We start from the raw sequence: 20,297 nt of genomic DNA, 5'->3' as shown, positions 1-20,297 counted from the left end.
TGCAGCGACCTCAGACGACATGGATGCCGTTCTGCACCCACAAGTGGTGGCTCGGATCCTCCTGGGCCGTGTATTGGGTATAGTCGATGCCGTCAGCGGTTTGGTTCCCTACCAATGTCCAGTTATCCGTCATGTGTACGGAGTCCTTGTCATCCCCCTTGATCATGAGCGTGTCCTTGCCGGTTTCGGTGATGGCCACGACATCCGCGAGATTGAGCGTCAGCGCCACGGAACTGGTGTCGTTGAGGTCGATGACCTCGATGTCGTGGACCCGCCCGACCAGGTTGCCGAGGTCGATGCTGGCATCGCCGCCACCCCATAGCAGGGTGTCGGTACCCGTACCGCCATCGACGCTGGCGAAGTTCTGGTCGACCACCACCAGGGTGTCGTCGCCCGCGCCGCCTTGCAGGGTGATCGCCCCGCCTTGGCTGCCATCGAGATGATCGTTGCCATCGCTACCGGCGAGCACCTCGCTGGAGGCTGAAGCCGCCACACTGGCCAGCGCCGTGGTTTCATCGCCGGTGTCGGCCAGCAACGAGGAGAAGGCGGTGACGCTGGCGGCGTTGTTCAGATTGACGGTCAGCGTTGCGGTGTCGGTGGTGCCATTGGGGTGGGTCAGCTCGTAGGTGAAGGTGTCGTGCTGGCCGATGACCGCCGAGGTCAACCCGCTCTTGAGGGTATAGCTGTAGCTGCCATCGGCTTGCACGAGCAGCGTGCCGTACTGACCGGTGACCGATACCCCGTTCTGACCCGGAATCGTGTAGGTGTTGGCCGCCACCAGGACGCTTAGTACCGTGAGTGAAGAACCGAGGTTATCGGCGCCGCTGCCGGTCAGCAGGTTGCCGGTAACTGCGGTGTAACTGCCCACATCGAACTGGTTGTTATAGGTCGTGGTGGTGTTGAGGTTGGTGGTCACCGAGGCGGCCAGCCCGATGCCGCCGGCAGTGACGCGGATGTGGTAGGTACCTGCGGTCTGATCCTGGAAGGTGTAGCCGGCAGCGCCGGTGCCCAGCCCTACCAGCGAACTGCCTTGCACCGCTTGTACCAGCACGTACTGTCCGGTGGCGGGGTTGAGTTTGAGCAGTTCGATGGTGGCGCCGTTGAGTAGCGACAGGATGCTGGTGGAGTTGAGCACCACTTGCAGGTCGGCCGTGGTGTCGGCGCCGACCGTGGTGGTGTAGGTGGCTGCCTTGGAGCCGAGCAGAGGCAACGTCAGGCTGCCCAGGGTAGCGCTGCTGGTGGTCTCGTGGTTGACCAGGGTGATGCGCGTGTTGCTGACGTCGTTGACGGCATCGACCACCGTGGCCGGTGCGCTCAGGTTGCTGTCACTCCACACCTCGGTGGCTTGCGGGCTGTCGATGCGCACGTAGAGATTGGCGGTGTCGCTCTTGCCGTTTGCGTGCAGCAGTTGATAGCTGAACACATCCACCTTGCCGACGCTGCTCGGGCTGCCGTTGGGGGTGTAGGTGTAGCTGCCGTCTGCGCGGATCACCAGGGTGCCGTACTGGCCCTGCACCGTGGTAGCGCTGCCGGCCGAGACGTAGCTGCCGTTTTTCAGTACCTGCAGCACGGCGCCGCTGTCCGGGCCGAGGGCGTCGGTGGTGCCATCGGTGCCTGCGTCGGTGATCACGTTGCCGTTGGTTGGCGTGCCGGTGCCGGTGAACTGGGTCAGGCTGGTGGTCTCGATGTCCAGGGTGGTGGTCACCGTGGTCAGCAAGCCGATGCCGCCACTGGCCACGGTCAGGCGATACTCACCTGCCAGCAGTTCGCCGATGTCGACGCGAATACCCTGGCCCAGGGGTAGCAGGACCAGGTCGAGCAGGCCCTGGCTGGTGCCGGTGGCGAGGGTCACCCAGGCGCCGCTGGCGTTCTTCACTTGCAGAGTGAAGGTGGAGTTGTCCAACAGGGCCAGGGCGCTGCTGGTGGTCAGGGTCAGGGTTGGGTCGACCGAGGTGCCGGCACCGACCGTCCAGGTGTAGGTCTTGGAGAAGCCCGACAGCAGGGTGGTGAAGCTGTCCTGGTAGGTCTGGGTGCTGACCACCGCTGCCAGGTTGACGGTGGCGGTGGCCAAGTTGTCGCTGGCCACCACTGGCGCGTTGGCATCGACGTCCGGCGCGGTGATATTGACGTTGCCGGAGACGTTGTTGCGTGGGTCGGTGAGGGTCACCGACAGCACCTGGCCGTTGTCCTGCACCGGGCTCAGGGTCAGCGTGAAGCTGCCGTTGGGCTGCACCGTGCCGGTTTGCAACACGGTGCCGCTGGGACCCCGCACGGTCACCGTGGCACCGGGCTCGCCACTGCCTGTGAGGGTGCTGCCATCGGCACTGACCACCAGGTTGGCGGCGGCGGCCGGTGGGGTGAAGTCCGGCGCGGTGACGGCGGTCGGGTTGGAGGTGTTGCCGGCGGCATCGGTGAGGGTGACGCTCAGTGCCTGGTTGTCCACTTGCGCTGCGGTCAGGCTAACCACGAACAGGCCGTTGCTGCCGACCGTGGCGGTGCCGAGCACGGTGCCGGCGCTGTTGCGCACGGTGACCGTGCTGCCGATCTGGCCGGCGCCGCTGATCGACGTGCCGTTGGCATTGATGGTCGCTGTCGGGGCCGTGGGTGGCGTGGTGTCCGGTGCGGTGACGCTGGCGCTGCCGGACTGGTTGCTGGCCGCGTCGGTCTGGCGCACGGTGAGCACTTGCCCATCGTTCTGCGTCGTGTTCAGGTCGATGCTGAACGTGCCGTTGGGCAGCACCGTGCCGGTGCCGAGTGTGGCACCGTTGGCGCCGAGCACGGTGACGGTCGCGCCGGGTTCACCAAAACCGGTGAGCGTGGTGCCGGCATTGATGACGGCGAGGTTGGTGGGTGCCACTGGCGCCTGCACATCCGGCGCGGTGAAGCTGGTGCTGCCGGAGGCATTGTTGGCGGCATCGGATTGGGCCACGCCCAGTACCTGGCCGTTGAGCTGCGCGCTGGAGAGGTTGACGGTGAATCCGCCTGCGGCGTTGACCACGGCAGTGCCGAGGATGACGCTGCCGGGGCCTGTCACGGTGACCGTGGCGCCGGCCTCGCCGGTACCGGTGAGCACCAGGCCGTTGGCCGACAGGGCCGTTACCACGGGGTTGTCGGGCGCAGTGACGTCAGCGGCCTGGACCACGACCGGCACCGATTCGCTGCCCAGCACTGCCTGGGCGGTGACGGTGAACGTCTCGCCATTGAGCTGCGCACTGTCCAATTGCAGACTGAAACTGCCATTCAGGACATTGGCCACGCCTGTGCCGAGCAGGTCGCCGTTGACATCGTATACGCGGATGATGGCCCCCGCAGCGGCGGTACCCGTCAGCGTCAGGCCATCGGCCCCCAGCGCGACATCGAGTGGCGCTGCAGTCGGCGGCTCCGCCGGTGTCACATAAGTTTCGACATCCGAGGTATTGCCGCTACGGTCGGTCTGGGTGACGGTAAGCGATGCATCCGAGCCTGCAGCCGGGTCGAGGGTTACCTCGAAGAAGCCATTGGCGCCTACCACGGCGGTACCGAGTACATCGTCCCCGAGTCTTACCGACACGGTCGCACCAGGTTCGCCGCGGCCGCTGAGCACGTCGTACGTCGTATTGATGGCCAGCTCGGTAACGACGGCGGGCGGCGCGGTGTCTGCCGTCTGGAAGGTCGCCGGCAGCGACGCGTTGCCGGCGTCGTCGGTGGCGATCACGGTCAGCTGCTGGCCATTGTTCTGCGCCGGATCCAACGTCACGCTGAAGGAACCGTTCGCCGGCACCTCGATGGTGCCAACCTCGGTGCCGTCAGGCGCCAGGACGGTGATGGTACTACCCGCTTCTGCGGTGCCGGTCAGCGTCGTGCCGTTGTTGGTCACGGCGATATCGGTCGGCGCGGCTGGGGCGGTCAGGTCCGGTGCGGTCACTTCGGTTGGCGTCGACGGATTGCCGGTGGCATCGCGAGCGATGATCGACAGCACCTGGCCATCGACCTGGGGCGTGGTGAGGTTGAGCACGAAGTTGCCGTCGGCATCGACCCGGCCTTCACCGACCATGTCGCCACGGTCGTTCATCACCACCAGGCGCGCGCCGGCTTCACCGGTGCCGGTGAGCTGGGTGCCGCTGGCATTGAGGGTGGCCGTGACGGCGACGGGTGGGGTGATATCCGCTGCGGTCAGGGTGCTGATCGCAGAAATGTTGCCGCTGGCATCCTCCAGGGTCACCTGCAACTGCTGGCCATTGGTCTGCGGGGCGTCCAGGGTGACCACGAAAGTGCCATTGGCACCCACCACGGCGGTTCCGATCGGATCGGCGCCGAGGTATACGGTCACGGTAGTGCCGGCTTCGCCGGTGCCGCTCAACTGGCTGCCATCGGCGCTAAGGCGCAATTGCGTCGCAGCCTCCGGTGGCGTCAGGTCCGGTGCGTCGACGGTGACTGCCGGACTGACGTTGCCAGGTGGGTCGGCCTGCTGCACCGACAGTACCTGTTGGTTGATCTGCGCCGGGCTCAACTCTACCCGGAAGGTACCGTCGGCCAGCACCGTGGTAGTGCCGATCACTACACCGTTGGGGTCGGTCACGGTGACGGTCGCGCCGGCCTCGCCCAGGCCGCTGACCACGCTGCCATCGGCGTTGATGACCACCTCGGTGAGTTCGGCAGGTGGTGTGAAATCGGGCGTCTGCAGGGTGGCGACGGGCGAGGCGTTGCCGGCCGCATCGGTCTGCACCACGCTGAGCACTTCGGCATTGCTCAGCGGTGTGTCGAGGGTGAGGGTGAAGTGGCCGCTGGCGTCGACGATGGCCGTGCCGATCTCGTCGCCATTCGGGTCGCTCACCACCACCGTGGCGCCCGGCTCGCCGCGACCGGTGATGGTCGCGCCGTCGCTGCCGATGGCAAGTTCGCTGACGGCTGTCGGCGGGGTGGTATCCGGCGCGGTAATGGCCGCGGCAGTGGACTGGTTGCCTGCCGCATCGCTGAGCACCACCTGCACCGCCTGGCCGTTGGCCAGTGGCGGGCTCAGGGTTACCTGGAAGGTGCCGTCGCCGCGAACTACCGCTGTACCCAGTTCACTGCCGTCAGCTGCCAGCACGCGCACGTTGGTACCGGCCTCACCGGTACCGTTGAGCAGGCTGCCGCCTGCGCTGAAGGCCAGGTCCTCGGCGGCGTCCGGCGCTACGCGGTCAGGCGCCGTGAGGCTGCTGCTATCGGATTCGTTGCCGGCCACGTCGGTCTGGCTGGCGCTGAGCAGCTCGCCGTTGAGCTGCGCTGCTTCGAGGTCGACGCTGAAGGTGCCATCTGCACCGACCACGGCGCTGCCAAGGTCGACACCGCCTTCGCCGATCACATTGACCGTGGAACCCGGTTCGCCACGGCCGCTGAGTACCAGGCCGTCGGCAGACAGCGCCAGTTGCGTCAGTGGCTGCGGTGCGGTGGTATCCGGTGCTTGCAACGTGGCGGGCAGCGAGGCGCTGCCGTCGGTGCCGACGGCGCTCACCTGGAGTACTTCGCCATTGGCCTGGGCACTGCCCAGGTTGACGCTGAAGGTGCCGTCGTTGCCGACCGTGGCGGTGCCCAGGAGCAGGCCATTGGGGCCATAGACGTTGACCGTGCTGCCGGCCGAGCCGCTGCCGCTGACCACCAGGCCATCGGCGGACAACGCCAGGTCATCGGGAATGGCCGGCGCCAGGGCGCCGGGCGCGGTGATCGACTGTGCGGGCGAAGCATTGTTGGCGGCGTCGGCCTGCACCACGTTCAGGCTGTCGCCAGTGCCTGCCGGCGGAGCGAGAGTGACGCTGAAGCGGCCGTCGGCACCGACCGTTGCACTACCCAATGCGCTGCCATCGGCACCGCGCACGGTCACGGTTGCACCGGCCTCACCGGTGCCGGTGAGGGTGGCGCCGTCGGTGGATACCGCCAGGTTGGCCACTGCCTCTGGTGCAGTGGTGTCCTGCGCGGTGTAAGCGGTGCTCGGCGACACGTTGCCCGCGGCGTCGGTTGCAGTGACGGAGAGAGCCTGGCCGTTGGTCTGGGCGCTGTTGAGGGTGACCTGGAAGGTGCCGTTGCTGGCTGCCACTGCAGTGCCCAGCACATTGCCAGCGGCATCGCGCACGGTCACCGTGCTGCCGGCTTCGGCCGTGCCGCTCAGTTGCACACCACTGCTGGCCAGGGCCAGGGCAGTGGGGGCCGCGGGTGGGGTGAAGTCGGGGGCGATGACCTGGGTCGGGCTGGAAGTGTTATTGCCAGCGTCGGTCTGGGTAACGCTCAGGCGTTGGGCGTTGAGCTGGGCGCTGTCGAGGGTGAGGGTGAAGCTGCCGTTGGCCGCCACCAGCCCGGTGCCGATGATGGTGCCATCCGGGCCGCGTACGGTCACCGTGGCGCCGGCTTCGCCCAGCCCGGTGAGGGTCAGGCCGTTGTTGTTGAGGACCAGGTTGGTCAGCGCAACGGGCGCGGTCAGGTCCGGCGTCGAGACGTTGACGGCAGGCGAGGTGTTGCCGGCGGCATCCACTTGGGTGACGCCGATCGCCTGGCCACTGGCCTGGGGCGTGTCGAAGGTGACGGTGAAGCGTCCATCGGCACCGACCGTTGCCGTGCCCAGCACGGTACCTGCGGCATTGCGTACCTGCACCGTGGCGCCCACTTCACCGCTACCGGACAACTGACGGCCATCGCCGCTGAGCACGGTGTCGGAAACGGCAGCTGGCGGTGTACGGTCCGGGGTCGCCAGGTTGATGGGGGGGGAGGTGTTGCCAGCGGCATCGGTAAGGGTCACCTGCAGTGGGCTACCGCTGGTCTGCGCGCTGGGCAGGGTGATCTGGAATTGACCGCTCTGGTTCACCGTGCCGGTGGCCAGCACCGCACCGCTGGCATCGCGTACGGTCACTGTCGAGCCGGCTTCGCCCTGGCCACTGACTACCGTGGCGGCGTTGTTGAGGGTCACGCTGCTGGCTGCTTGCGGCGCCTGCAGGTCGGGGGCCGTCACGCTGGCGGCCAGCGAAACGTTGCCGGCGGCATCGGCCTGGGTGATGGTGAGGCTCTGCGCATTGGCCTGTACAGGGTCGAGACTGATGCTGAACAGCCCGTTGCTGCCAACGGTCGCGGTGCCGACCACGACGCCCTGGGCATCCACCACGCTGACCGTGGCGCCCACTTCGCCGCGCCCGGTCACGGTCGTGCCGGTGCGGTCGATGGTGACATTGGTTGGGGCATCCGGCGCGGTGTTGTCGTCGGCGACGATGGTCGCTGGCAGCGACGGTTTGCCGTCTGCCCCCGCGCGGGCCGAAACCTGCAAGGTCTGGGCATTGAGCTGGGCGTTGCTGAAGAACACGCGGAATATGCCGTCGCTGCCGACCGTGGCGGTACCCAGGGTGGTGCCACCGGACGTCACCGTGATCAGCGCTCCGACCGTGCCTTGGCCGGTCAGCAGGAAACCATCGTCGCTGAGGCTGAGGTCGGTAGGCGTCGCCACTTCGGTGCCGTCGGGGCCGGTCACCTCGACGACGGTGTCGTTGCCCCCACCGTCACGAACCACCACCTCCACGGTTTCGCCATTGGCGATCGGCGGTGAGACCGGAATGGTGAAGGTGCCGTCTGGCCCGACCACCACGCTGCCGCGTTCAGAGTTGTCGACCGGGTCGCGCACGATCACCGTGCTGCCCGGCTCGGCGCCGCCACCGACGATGGCGCCATCCGGGCTTACCGCGACATTGGTCGGTTCGGCCGGAAGCGTGGTGTCCGGGGCATCTACCGTGGTGGGCAGGGTTGCGTTGCCAGCGGCGTCGCGCACCACCACGCTCACGGTCTCGCCATTGCTGAGCGGGGTATCGAGGTCGACGCTGAAGCTGCCATCGGCCTCTACAGGCACGGTGATCGGTGTGCCGTTCGGACCGGTCACGGTCACCTCGGTGGCACCCGGTGCGCTACCGGTGACCGTGGTGACACCGCCCGTGTTGGTGACTGCCAGGCCGGTCGGATCGGCGGGCGGCGTGAGGTCTGGCGCTGTTGCGGTCGCCGAACCGCCGGCATTGCCAGTGGCGTCGGTCAAGCTCACGGTGAGCGATCCACCGTCGAGTTGTGCAGGGTCGAGTGGTACCTGGAAGCTTCCGCCTGCCGGGATGGTGACGCTGCCGAGCAGGTTGCCGTCGGCATCGCGCACTTCGACGGTGGCCCCGACTTCGCCGGTGCCCTGCACCGATGTGCCGTCGGCGCTTACGCTGAGCCCGGTAGGCGCGGTCGGGCCGGTGGTGTCGGGTGCGGTAAGGGTGGCCGAAGGCGAGGCGTTGCCGGCGCCATCGGTGAGCACCACGGAAATCGTTTCGCCGTTGGCCTGTGCAGGGTTCAGGGTGATGCTGAAGTTGCCGTCTGCGTCGACCTCGCCTTCACCGAGCAGAACCCCAGCGGCATTGCGCACCTCGATCGTGCTGTTGGGTTCGCCTTGGCCGGCAAGAATGCTGCCGCCCCCGGTCAGGGCCAGACCTTCGGCAGGTTCAGGGGCCTGCACGTCGCGGGCGGTTACCTCATAGGCATCGGAGGTCTGGCCGGCAGCGTCGGTCTGCGTGACCGAGACCGTCTGGCCGTTGAGTTGCGCAGGCGAGATCGTCACGCTGAAGCTGCCGTCGGCCTGCACTACGGCATTGCCCAGCGGCACGCCGCCTTCGCCGACAACCCGCACCTGCGCGCCAGGCTCGCCGGTACCTGTGATGGTGGTGCCATCGGCCGATAGCACCACGCCGTCGGGGGCGTCGGGAGCCTGGGTGTCAGGCGCTGCCAGGTCGACCGACGACGAAACATTGCCTGCCGTGTCGCGCTGCTCGACGGTCAGGGCCTCGCCGTTGGTCTGCGGTGGATCCAGTGTGACTTCGAAGCTGCCGTCGGCATTGGCCACGGCGCTGCCCAGCTCGGTGCCGTCAGGCGCACGGACGATGACCGTGGCGCCGGGCTCGCCGGTGCCGCTGACCGTGGTGCCGGTGCCATCGATGGTCGGTGTGTCGACCGCCTGCGGTGGGGTGCTGTCCGGTGCGGTGATATCCACGGTGCCCGAACTGTTGCCGGCCCCGTCGGTCGCTTCGACGGTGAGGCTTTCGCCATTGCGTTGCGGTGGGTCCAGCGGCACCTGGAAGCTACCGTCGGCGCCTACGGTGGTGCTGCCGAGAACGTTGCCATCGGCGTCGCGCACGGTCACGGTCGAGCCGCTCTGGCCGCTACCGGTGACCACCGTGCCGTTGCCGCCGACCGCTACATCCGTCGGTTGCAGCGGGCCGTCGAGGTCCGGTGCGGTGAGTGTGGCGGTGGAGCTGTTGCCGGCGGTATCGCGCAGCACCACGTCGAGCAGTTGGCCGTCGGTCTGGGCTGGCGACAGGGTGACGGTGAAGGTGCCATTGGCGCCGACCACCGCGGTGCCGAGCACGGCGCCCTGGGCATCGGTGACCTCGACCCGTGCGCCGACTTCGCCTCGGCCGGTGAGCGTCACGCCGTTGGCGCTGAGGGCCAGGTCGCTGGCCTCGGTGGGCGCGGTGATGTCCGGCGCGGTGATCTGCGTCGGCAGCGAAGCATTGCCGTCGGCGTCGATGGCAACCACGTCGAGCAGTTCGCCATTGGCCTGGGCCGGGTCGAGCGGGATGGTGAACGTGCCGCCATTGCCCACCTGGACGCTGCCAACGACGGTACCGTTGGCGTCGCGCACTTCGACCAGGCTGCCCACGGGTGCGGTGCCGCTGATCGAGGTGCCGTCACCGTTCAGTACCAGGCCGTCGGGGCTATCCGGCAACGCGGTGGCGGGCACTGTGACGGTCAGGCTGGGCGACGGGTTGCCGGCGGCGTCGGTTTGCACCAGTTGCAACGCGTCACCGCCGCCCACCGGGCTGTCGAGGTCGACCAGGAATGTACCGTTGGCGGCCACGGTGCCGGTGCCAAGGAGCGTGCCGTTGGCATCGCGGACCTCGACGGTGGCGCCAGGCTCACCGCGCCCGCTGATCGTCAGGCTGCCGGCGCCGACCACCACGTTGCTGATGATGGCGGGCGGGGTGGTGTCCGGTGCGGTGTATTCCAGGGGCACCGAGCTGTTGCCCGCGGCATCGACTACGCGGATAGCCAGTTCCTGGCCGTTGGCCTGGGCCGGGTCCAGGGTCAGGCTGAAGTTGCCGTCGGCGCCGACGATGACGCTTCCGATCAGCGTGCCACTGGCATCGCGCACCTCGACCCGAGCGCCGGCTTCGGCGTGGCCGGTCAGGGTGGTGCCGTTGTCCAGCGCCAGATCTGTGGGCTGCGCGGGGGCAACCAGGTCCGGGGTCTTCAGCGAGCTTGGCGTGGAGACGTTGCCGGCGGCATCGGTGAGGCTGACCTGCACGGTCGAGCCGTTGATGATCGGCGTGCCCAGTTGCAAGGTGAAATGGCCGTCGGCTTGCACGGTGCCAGTGGCGACCACGTTGCCTTGATCGTCGAGGATGCGCACCGTGGAGCCTGGTTCGCCACGACCGGAAACCGTGCGCCCGTCCTTGCTGATGGCCAGCTCGCTGGCCGGCTGTGGCGGCGTGGTGTCGGTCGGCGTACTGCCGTCCGGAGCCGTGACCGTGCCGGCCTCGGAGGGGTTGCCGGCGCGGTCGCTGGCGATTACGCGCAGTTGCTCACCATCGATCTGCGGTGGGCTCAGGGTGATGCTGAACACGCCGTTGGCGCCTGCGGTCGCACGGCCCAGTTCGGTGCCGTCGGCGGCCAGCACGCGTACGGTGCTGCCAGGTTCGGCACGGCCGGTGAGGTGGCTGCCGTCGGCGGACACCGCCAGGTTGGTCGGCTCGTCCGGCGCGGTGATGTCGGGTGCGGTGATCTGCCCGGGCAACGAGGATGCCCCCGTGCTGTCGATGGCCACCACATCCAGCAGTTCGCCGTTGGCTTGTGGCGGGACCAGCACCACGGTGAACTGGCCGTTGGCGCCTACGACCACGGTACCGATCACTGTGCCGCTGGCATCGCGGACTTCGACACGGCTGCCAGCTGCGGCGTTGCCGCTGATGCTGGTGCCGTTAGCGTCGATGCTGAGGTTGCTGGGTGTGGTCGGCGCGGTGGTGAGCGGTACTTCGAAGTCGAGGCGGGGCGAGATGTTGCCGCTCGGGTCGACTTCCACCAGGGTCAGGTGCTGGCCCGCCTGCACAGGCGAGTCGAGGGTGATGACGAAGGTGCCGTTGGCACTGACCACGGCGCTGCCGATCAGTGTGCCGGCCGCATTGCGCACCTCGACCGTGGCGCCGGGTTCACCACGGCCACTGAGGGCCAGGCCGCCGTTGCCGACCACGATGCCACTGACGGCGACTGGCGGGGTGATGTCCGGGGCATCGAACTGCAACGGCGTGGAGCTATTGCCGGCGGCATCGACCAGGCGCACGTCGAGTGCTTCGCCGTTGGCCTGGGCGGGGGAGAGCGTGAGGCTGAAGTTGCCGTCGGCATCGACGCGACCGCTGCCAATCAGGACGCCGGCGGCGTTGCGCACCTGCACGGTGCTGCCGGGCTCGCCACGACCGGTCAAGGTAACGCCATTGGCCAGCGCCAGGTCGGTCGGCTGCTCCGGCGCCAGCAGGTCCGCCGAGGTCACGGACCCTGGCTGGGAGACGTTGCCGGCAGCATCGGTCAGGGTCACTTGCAGTTTGCTGCCATCGACCACCGCGGGGTCCAGGGTGATCTGGAACGTGCCGTCGGCGCCGACGGTACCGGTGGCGATGACGTTGCCCTCGGCATCGCGGACCTGTACCCGGGTACCGGCCTCGCCGCGGCCGGTCAGCTGGCGCCCGGCCTGAGCGACGACCAGATTGGTCGGGGCATCGGGAGGCGTGGTGTCGGGCGGGTTGGTGCTGCCATCGTCCGGGGCGGTGATGGCGGCGCCGGAGGAAGTGTTGCCGGCGGCGTCCTCGGCGGTCACCTGCAAGGCCTGGCCGTCGGTCTGCGGTGGTTGCAGGGTGATGCTGAACGCGCCATCGGCACCGGCCACGGCACTGCCCAGCAGAGCCCCGTTGGCGCCGCGCACCTGCACGGTGGAGCCGGGCTCGGCGCGACCGGTGAGGGTCGTGCCGCTGTCGTTGATCGCAAGGTCGGTGGGGCATCGGGGGCGGTGATGTCCGGAGCGGCGACATTACCGGGGGCCGAGACGTTGCCGGCCTCGTCGGTGAGGGTGACGTCGAGGTTCTCGCCGTTGACCTGGGGTGGGTCGAGGGCGACGTCGAAACGACCATCGGCACCGACGGTGCCGGTGCCGATCAGGTTGCCGGCGGCATCGCGAATGTTCACCGTGCTACCCGGCTCGCCGCGCCCGGTCAGGCGCAGGCCATCGGGCGATACCAGCAAGTCGATCGGCGTGGCCGGAGCTTCGGTGTCACCACCGCCGCTGCCACCCCCACCTCCACCGCCGCCACCACCATCGGCGGCTGCCGCTGCACCGCCAATACCGAGCAGGCTCAAGCCGGCGATGGCCCAGGTCGGCATGGCGCTACCCGCTTCACCGATACCGGCGACCAGTTGATCGAGCGAGTCGACCTCGTCGAAGGTGAAACCTGTGAAGGCCTCGGCATCGTAGTTGGCGTGCCACAGCGTGCCGTCCTCGCCGACGAAGACCATGTCACTGGCAGTCCCTGCCTGATCCACGGCGAAGAAATTGCCGACGGTGACCTTTTCGCCCGACTTGAGGGTGACGATCAGGTCCTGGCCGCGTTTGGTGACGGTGGCCACCTGGTCGGGTGCGACCGGCATTTGCACCACACCTGGACTGTTCAGGCTGAGGTTGCCCCAGGCGTTCTGGGTGGCGACTGCGGATTGCTTATCGGCGACTACGATGTTGTCCATGGGTGCTCCCTGCTTATGTTCGCGATACAGGGCTGACTGCCGGTACCCGGGCTTGGCGCAGGCCCTCCGACGAATGGAGGCACTGCACGAAACCCAGGCACGAGTAACGGCCCTGTTAGCGCTCGTTAGGGAGATATAGCAGCCTGGTGGCACCCAACCAGATGGCTTTCTGGACTAATCCTTTTGTTAACGCATGGGTTCAGCGTACGCCCAGACGGCGTGCCAGGCGGCTCAGGTTGGCGCGGTCCAGGCCCAGTTCGCGGGCGGCTGCGGCCCAGTTGTCCTGGTGCTTTTGCAGGCAGCTTTCGACGATGGTGCGCTGGTACTGATCGACCGCCTCGCGCAGACCTCCAGCGGGCAAGGGGAACGGTTCGAGCGCGGGGAGAACCGGCGTGTTTTCGACCGGCGCGACGGCGCGCAGGTCGAGGTCGCTCGCTTCCAGGGTCAGGATGCGCGGACGTTGTAGGTGTTGGCCCATGGCCTTGAGCGCGCAGCGACCAATCAGGTGCTCCAGCTCACGCACGTTGCCTGGCCAGTCGTAGGCCAGCAGCGCGGCCTGGGCCTCGCCGCTCAGGCGCAGGCTGCCGAGCCCCAGCCGCGAGCGATTCTGTTCGAGGAAGTAGCCGGCCAGCAGCAGCACGTCGCGGCCACGCTCGCGCAACGGCGGCACCTGCAGCGGGTACACGCTCAAGCGGTGATAGAAGTCGGCGCGGTAGTTGCCGCTGCGCACCTCTGCGGCCAGGTCGCGGTTGGTGGCGGCGATCAGGCGCACGTCGACCCGGTGCTCGCGGTCCGAGCCCAGGCGCTGCAACTGGCCACTCTGCAACACGCGCAGCAGCTTGGCTTGCACGGCCAGGGGCAGTTCGCCGACTTCGTCGAGGAACAGCGTGCCGCCGTTGGCCAGTTCGAACTTGCCGCGACGTTCTCCGTGGGCGCCGGTGAAGGCGCCGCGTACATGGCCGAACAGTTCGCTTTCCACCAGGGTGTCGGGCAGCGCTGCACAGTTCAGGCTGATCAGCGGCTTGTCGGCGCGGTTGCTGGCCTGGTGCAGGGCTTGGGCGACCAACTCCTTGCCGACGCCGGTCTCACCGGTGATCAGCACGGTGAGGTCGCTGCCGCCCACCAGGCGAATCTCCTCCACCAGGCGCTTGTGCGCCTTGCTCTGGCCGATCAGCTCGCGGTCCTGGCCGCTGGCCTGGCGATAGACCTCGGCGCGTTGGTGTTCGTCCTCGACGCGCAGGGCCAGGCCCTCGATGCGCTCGGCCACGGTGACGGTGGCGGCGGCCAGGCTGGCGAACGCCTGCAGGGCGTCCAACTCCAGGCTCTGGAACTGGCCGGGGGTCAACGCATCGAGGGTCACCAGCCCCCATGGGCGTTCGTCCACCATCAACGGGCAGCCCATGCAGTCGTGCACTTCCAGGTCGGCGTCGGGAGCGTTGACCAGGCCGTCGTAGGGGTCAGGCAATTGCGAGTCGCTGGCGAAGCGCGTGGGCTCGGGGCGGCTGAGCAGAATCTGGAAGCGCGGGTGCTCGCTGACCCGGAAACGCCGCCCCAGGGTGTCGGGCGACAGGCCATCGACTGCCAGCGGCACCAGCCATTCGCCGTCCAGGCGCAGCAGTGCGGCGGCGTCGCACGGCAACAGCCCGCGCATGGCCTGCAGCAGTCGGCGGTAACGTTCCTGGTCGGGAAGTTCGCGGGACAGGTCGCTGACCAAGGGGAGGAGGGCGGTAAGCAGTGGCTTTGCAGTCATAAGGACTCCTGTAGGTCTTTATGACTATACGCCGTGCTTGGTCATTTTGACATAGACAGCCCTAAGCCCTCGATTTCAGGGGGCTGCAGAGTTGGCACGATTGCTGAAGTACCCCTTGCAACCCATTCGAAGCCCAAGGCTCAGGAGTCGTTGCAAATGCTCACTGCCGAACAACGTGCAATCATCAAGGCCACCGTCCCCCTGCTGGAAAGCGGTGGCGAAGCGCTTACCACCCATTTCTACAAGATGATGCTCAGTGAACACCCGGAGGTTCGCCCACTGTTCAACCAGGCCCACCAGGCCAGTGGCGACCAGCCACGCGCCTTGGCCAACGGCGTGCTGATGTATGCCCGTCACATCGACCAGCTCGAGCAGTTGGGCGGCCTGGTCGGTCAGATCATCAACAAGCATGTCGCCCTGCAGATCCTGCCGGAGCACTACCCCATCGTCGGCGGTTGCCTGCTGCGCGCCATCAAGGAAGTGCTCGGCGAAGACATTGCCACCCCAGCGGTGATCGATGCCTGGGGCGCGGCCTACGGCCAACTGGCGGACATCCTGATCGGTGCCGAGGAAGGTCTGTACCAGCAGAAGGAAGAGGCGTCCGGCGGCTGGCGCGGCAGCCGCGCGTTCCGCGTGGTACGCCGGGAACAGGAAAGCTGCGAAATCGTCTCGTTCTACTTCGCTCCGGTCGACGGCAAGCCGGTACTCAAGGCCGAGCCTGGCCAGTACATCGGGCTGCAGCTGTTCATCGACGGCGTCGAGCAACGCCGCAACTATTCCCTGTCGGCCCTGTGCGATGGCAAGGAATACCGCATCAGCGTCAAGCGCGAGGCTGAGGGCAAGGTATCCAACTTCCTGCACGACGTATTGCAGGTTGGCGATACCCTGCAGCTGTTCCCGCCAGCAGGCGATTTCATTCTGGCGGCCAGCGATAAGCCGCTGGTGCTGATCAGCGGCGGCGTGGGCATCACCCCGACCCTGGCCATGCTCGAGGCGGCGCTGCAGGGCGAGCGCCCGGTGCACTTCATCCACTGTGCGCGCAACGGCGCGGTACATGCCTTCGCTGACTGGATCGATGCTCTGGCGGCGCGTCACCCGCAGCTCAAGCGTTTCTACTGCTATGCCGAGGACGACGGCAGCCAGCGCGCCGATGCTGTTGGCCTGCTGAGCCAGGCGCAACTGGGCCAGTGGCTGCCCGAGGAACGTGACGTGGATGCCTATTTCCTGGGGCCCAAAGGCTTCATGGCGGTGGTCAAGCGCCACCTCAAGGGGCTGGGCGTGCCGGAGCAGCAGAGCCGTTACGAGTTCTTCGGGCCGGCGGCTGCGCTGGAGTGATGGATTGACCGCAGCGGCCCCATCGCCGGCAAGTCGGCGATGGGGCCGCTGCAGACACTCGATCGTCCCTGCTACTTCCTGCCTATATATAAAGGAAGGAGATGAGCCGCCCCGGGGCGATCTTTCATCTTTAATCCTCCGTTAATCACGGTATCCTTCACTCCCGGGTGTCGAGGGGCTTGCCCCTGCGCGGCGCCCGGGCAGGCGCTTTTTTGCCGGCTGGCATTGAACCCGTTCGGCGCTCGCCGGTCACAAGGCCTCTGCGGATAGCGCAGCATAGCTCCGGCCGCTTCCTCGGCATGCTCTGAAGACCATGCCAGCGTGTAGACTTGCGCGAGGCAGGCTCCCACGCTGCCACTATCCATCGAAGGAACCGGCAATGAACGAACAAACACTGCGCCTGAACCGCGAGCGGCGCTTCCTGGTGTTGCTTGGGGTAATCTGCCTGTCGCTGATCGGCGGTGCGCTGTACATGCAGATCGTGCTCGGCGAGGCGCCTTGCCCACTGTGCATCCTGCAACGCTACGCACTGCTGCTGATCGCGCTGTTCGCCTTCATCGGCGCGGCCATGCCGGGGCGCCGCAGCCTGACGTTGTTCGAGGGGCTGGTGGTGCTCAGTGCGATTGGTGGAATCATTGCAGCGGGCAACCATGTGTATATACTCGCCAACCCGATGGTCAGCTGCGGCATCGATACGCTGCAACCGATCGTCGATGACCTGCCCCTGGCCAAGGTCTGGCCATTGGTGTTCCAGGTCGATGGCTTCTGCAGCACGCCATACCCGCCGATCCTCGGCTTGTCGTTGGCGCAATGGGCCTTGGTGGCCTTTGTCCTGACCGCTGTGCTGGTGCCGCTGGGCATCATCCGCAATCGGCGCCGGGGTTAGACAAAAGTCCCGAATTGCGCAGGGTCTTTTACAGGGGATGAGAAGAGCGAAAAGTCGCCCATCGCTTACTTCAGATCAACCTCTAGGCCTTGCGCGGCGCGGGTTTCAGGGCTGGCAAGCGGGGTGCGACAAACTGTCGCGAAGTTGATTTATCGAGCAGTATTGTTGCGTATTCTGTAAAAGACTGTTGCTCAATAAGTCATAGTCAAGGGTTGGCGACCTATCTACAATCGCCCCCAATTTCCGTTCGGCACTGCTTGCGAGTCGCAGGATTGAAGGAAGCCCCAGCGCTCCTTTTTGCTGACTTCGTCAAGTTTCGCCCAACGGCGATCCCGGGCGGACCCCCCTCCGCGTTTTCCGCACCAAATGGACTTGGTCTGAAGTACAGGCCTTTTGCCTACGAAACCAAAAGCACCGCTAACACGCTTGAAGCCAGGATCCTGCAGTCGGACCCCGGCAGGAGCGAGTACGGGCGCACATTGCTGACACCTGGCAGGACGACGTGTTGGCTACCAAAACACAAATTGCATTGAAGCAAGCTGATCTAGAGGTCGTGAGATGAGTAAAAAGCGTTACCCCAGACTGTTTGGCATATTGCCCTTTTTAGGCATGCTTTTACTCAGTGGGTGCAACTGGACCCTGCTCGACCCGAAGGGCCAGGTGGGCATTGAGCAAAAGAACCTGATCCTGATCGCTACCGGCCTGATGCTGCTGGTGGTAATCCCGGTCATCATCATGACCGTGGCCTTCGCCTGGAAGTACCGTGCTTCCAACAAGGCTGCCACCTATACCCCCGACTGGTCGCACTCGACCAAGATCGAGGCTGCGGTGTGGATCATCCCGATCATCATCATCATCGCCCTGGGTTACGTCACCTACAAATCCACCCACAAGCTGGACCCGTACCGTCCACTGGATTCCGATGTGAAGCCGGTGCAGATCGACGTGGTCGCTCTGGATTGGAAGTGGCTGTTCATCTACCCGGAGCAGGGTATCGCCACGGTCAACAAGATCGTCTTCCCGGCTAATACCCCGGTCAACTTCCGCGTCACCTCCGACGCCGTGATGAACTCGTTCTTCATCCCGGGTCTGGGCGGCCAGATCTACGCCATGGCCGGCATGACCACCAAGCTGCACCTGATCGCCAACGAGAACGGCGAGTTCGACGGTATCAGCGCCAACTACAGCGGCGCTGGCTTCACCGGCATGAAATTCAAGGCCACTGCCACCTCCCAGGAAGACTTCGACAAGTGGGTCGCCGAGGTCAAGCAGTCGCCTAAGAAGCTGGACAAGGCCGAATACGAAGCCTTGGCCAAACCAAGCGAAAACAACCCAGTCGCGCTGTATAGCGAGGCTTCGCCTGACCAGTTCCAGCTGATCGTCGACAAGTACGAAGGCATGAACCGCGGTCGTCCGAGCCACGAAGAAGCAGGCAGCAAAGATCTGGCCACAACCAAGGGTGTGGAAACGAGTATGCAACCAGCTGCCGGTGCAGAGGAGTAAGAGATGTTCGGTAAATTAAGCCTGGAGGCGATACCCTATCACGAGCCGATAGTCATGGTGACGCTTGCCATGATCGCGCTCGGTGGTATCGCTGTCGTCGGTCTTATCACCTATTTCCGCAAGTGGACCTACTTGTGGAGCGAGTGGCTGACCACGGTCGACCACAAAAAGATCGGCGTGATGTACATCATCGTCGCGATGGTCATGCTGCTGCGCGGCTTTGCCGACGCGATCATGATGCGTACCCAGCTGGCTGCCGCTACCGGTGGCTCCGAAGGCTACCTGCCGCCTGAACACTATGACCAGATCTTCACCGCTCACGGTGTGATCATGATCATCTTCATGGCGATGCCGTTCTTCACCGGCCTGATGAACCTCGCGGTTCCTCTGCAGATCGGTGCACGTGACGTTGCCTTCCCGTTCCTGAACTCCCTGAGCTTCTACCTGCTGCTGGCAGGCGTGCTGCTGGTCAACATCTCGCTGGGCGTTGGTGAATTCGCCAAGACCGGCTGGGTTGCCTATCCGCCGCTCGCAGGCATCCAGTACAGCCCTGGGGTAGGTGTCGACTACTACATCTGGGCGCTACAGTTATCTGGCCTTGGTACGACACTGACAGGCGTGAACTTCCTGGTTACTGTCCTGAAGATGCGTGCCCCTGGCATGAAGCTGATGGACATGCCGATCTTCACCTGGACCTGCACCTGGGCCAACGTGCTGATCGTCGCTTCGTTCCCGATCCTGACCGCTGCACTCGCTCTGCTGACCGTTGACCGTTATCTGGACTTCCACATCTTCACCAACGAGCTTGGTGGGAACCCGATGATGTACGTCAACCTGTTCTGGGCGTGGGGTCACCCTGAGGTTTACATCCTGATCCTGCCGGCCTTCGGCGTGTTCTCGGAAGTCACCTCGACGTTCTCTGGCAAGCGTCTGTTCGGCCACCACTCGATGATCTACGCATCGGGCGCCATCGCCGTCCTGGGCTTCGCCGTATGGCTGCACCACTTCTTCACCATGGGTGCCGGCGCCAGCGTCAACACCTTCTTCGGCCTGGCGACGATGCTGATCTCCATTCCGACCGGTGTGAAGCTGTTCAACTGGCTGTTCACCATGTACCAGGGCCGTGTGCGTTTCACCGCACCGATGCTGTGGACCCTGGGCTTCATGATCACCTTCTCCATCGGTGGTATGACTGGCGTTCTGCTGGCTGTTCCAGGTGCTGACTTCGTTCTGCACAACAGCCTGTTCGTAATCGCTCACTTCCACAACGTGATCATCGGCGGTGCGGTATTCGGCTATATCGCCGGCTTCGCCTACTGGTGGCCGAAGGCCTTCGGCTTCAAGCTGAACGAGAAGTGGGGCAAAGCTGCCTTCTGGTTCTGGATCTCGGGCTTCTACGTAGCGTTCATGCCGCTGTACGCCCTGGGCTTCATGGGCATGACTCGTCGTCTGAACCACTCCGACAACCCGCTGTGGGAACCCTACCTGTACGTAGCCGTCGTCGGCGCCGTGCTGATCCTGTTCGGTATCGCCTGCCAGCTGATCCAGATCGTCGTTTCGATCCGCGACCGCAACCAGAACCTGGACGTGACCGGCGACCCATGGGGCGGCCGCACCCTGGAATGGTCGACTTCTTCGCCACCTCCGTTCTACAACTTCGCTCACATGCCTGAGAAAGTTGGCCTGGACTGCTGGCACGAAGCGAAGGAAGCCGGTGTTGCCTACAAGGCGCCTGGCAAGTACGAGCCGATCCACATGCCGAACAACACCTCTACCGGTCTGTTCATGGGTCTGTTCCTGACCATCTTCGGCTTCGCCTTCATCTGGCACATCTGGTGGCTGGTCGGCGCGAGCCTGGTTGCAACCATCGCTGTCTTCGTTCGCCACGCCGCGCGTGACGACCAGGGCTACATGGTTCCGGCCGAAGAAGTGGCGCGCATCGAAGGCGAGCGCATGAAAGCGCTGGCCCAAGCAGGTGCTCTGCCTGCCGGCGCACGTGTCGAATCGTTTGAGCGGGTGTAA

The 20,297-nt window shown here is 65.7% G+C and carries 5 protein-coding genes and 1 pseudogene; 4 read left to right on the top strand and 2 right to left on the bottom strand.

Annotated features, from left to right (window positions below; translation table 11 throughout):
• Positions 1-10 precede the first annotated feature (10 nt).
• Together E6B08_RS25955 and norR are read right to left on the bottom strand one after the other, a co-directional pair.
• A pseudogene (locus tag E6B08_RS25955) lies at positions 11-12,801 on the bottom strand (BapA/Bap/LapF family large adhesin).
• Positions 12,802-13,000: 199 nt separating this feature from the next.
• Positions 13,001-14,551 (bottom strand): nitric oxide reductase transcriptional regulator NorR, encoded by a 1,551-nt coding sequence (norR, locus tag E6B08_RS25950; RefSeq protein WP_136916582.1) that lies wholly within the window; start codon positions 14,549-14,551, stop codon positions 13,001-13,003.
• A 156-nt stretch (positions 14,552-14,707) separates the two neighbouring features.
• On the opposite strand from norR, the gene hmpA reads away from it, so the two are divergent.
• The 4 genes from hmpA (at position 14,708) to cyoB (ending at position 20,297) form a co-directional block, all read left to right on the top strand.
• Positions 14,708-15,886 (top strand): NO-inducible flavohemoprotein, encoded by a 1,179-nt coding sequence (gene hmpA / locus E6B08_RS25945; protein WP_136916581.1) that lies wholly within the window; start codon positions 14,708-14,710, stop codon positions 15,884-15,886.
• A gap of 379 nt (positions 15,887-16,265) precedes the next feature.
• Positions 16,266-16,772: a disulfide bond formation protein B gene (locus E6B08_RS25940; RefSeq protein WP_136916580.1), complete on the top strand. Its 507-nt coding sequence runs from the start codon at positions 16,266-16,268 to the stop codon at positions 16,770-16,772.
• A 558-nt stretch (positions 16,773-17,330) separates the two neighbouring features.
• Complete coding sequence (gene cyoA / locus E6B08_RS25930; protein ID WP_136916578.1) at positions 17,331-18,275, top strand: ubiquinol oxidase subunit II; 945 nt, start codon at positions 17,331-17,333, stop codon at positions 18,273-18,275.
• Between the two features lie 3 nt (positions 18,276-18,278).
• The gene (gene cyoB, locus E6B08_RS25925; RefSeq protein WP_136916577.1) at positions 18,279-20,297 is read left to right on the top strand and encodes a cytochrome o ubiquinol oxidase subunit I; all 2,019 of its coding nucleotides are present in this window, start codon (positions 18,279-18,281) and stop codon (positions 20,295-20,297) included.

This window comes from Pseudomonas putida (assembly GCF_005080685.1).
GTDB lineage: Bacteria > Pseudomonadota > Gammaproteobacteria > Pseudomonadales > Pseudomonadaceae > Aquipseudomonas > Aquipseudomonas putida_V.
The sequence above is the reverse complement of the archived record's forward strand: the minus strand, read 5'-3'. Positions and strand labels throughout refer to the sequence as shown.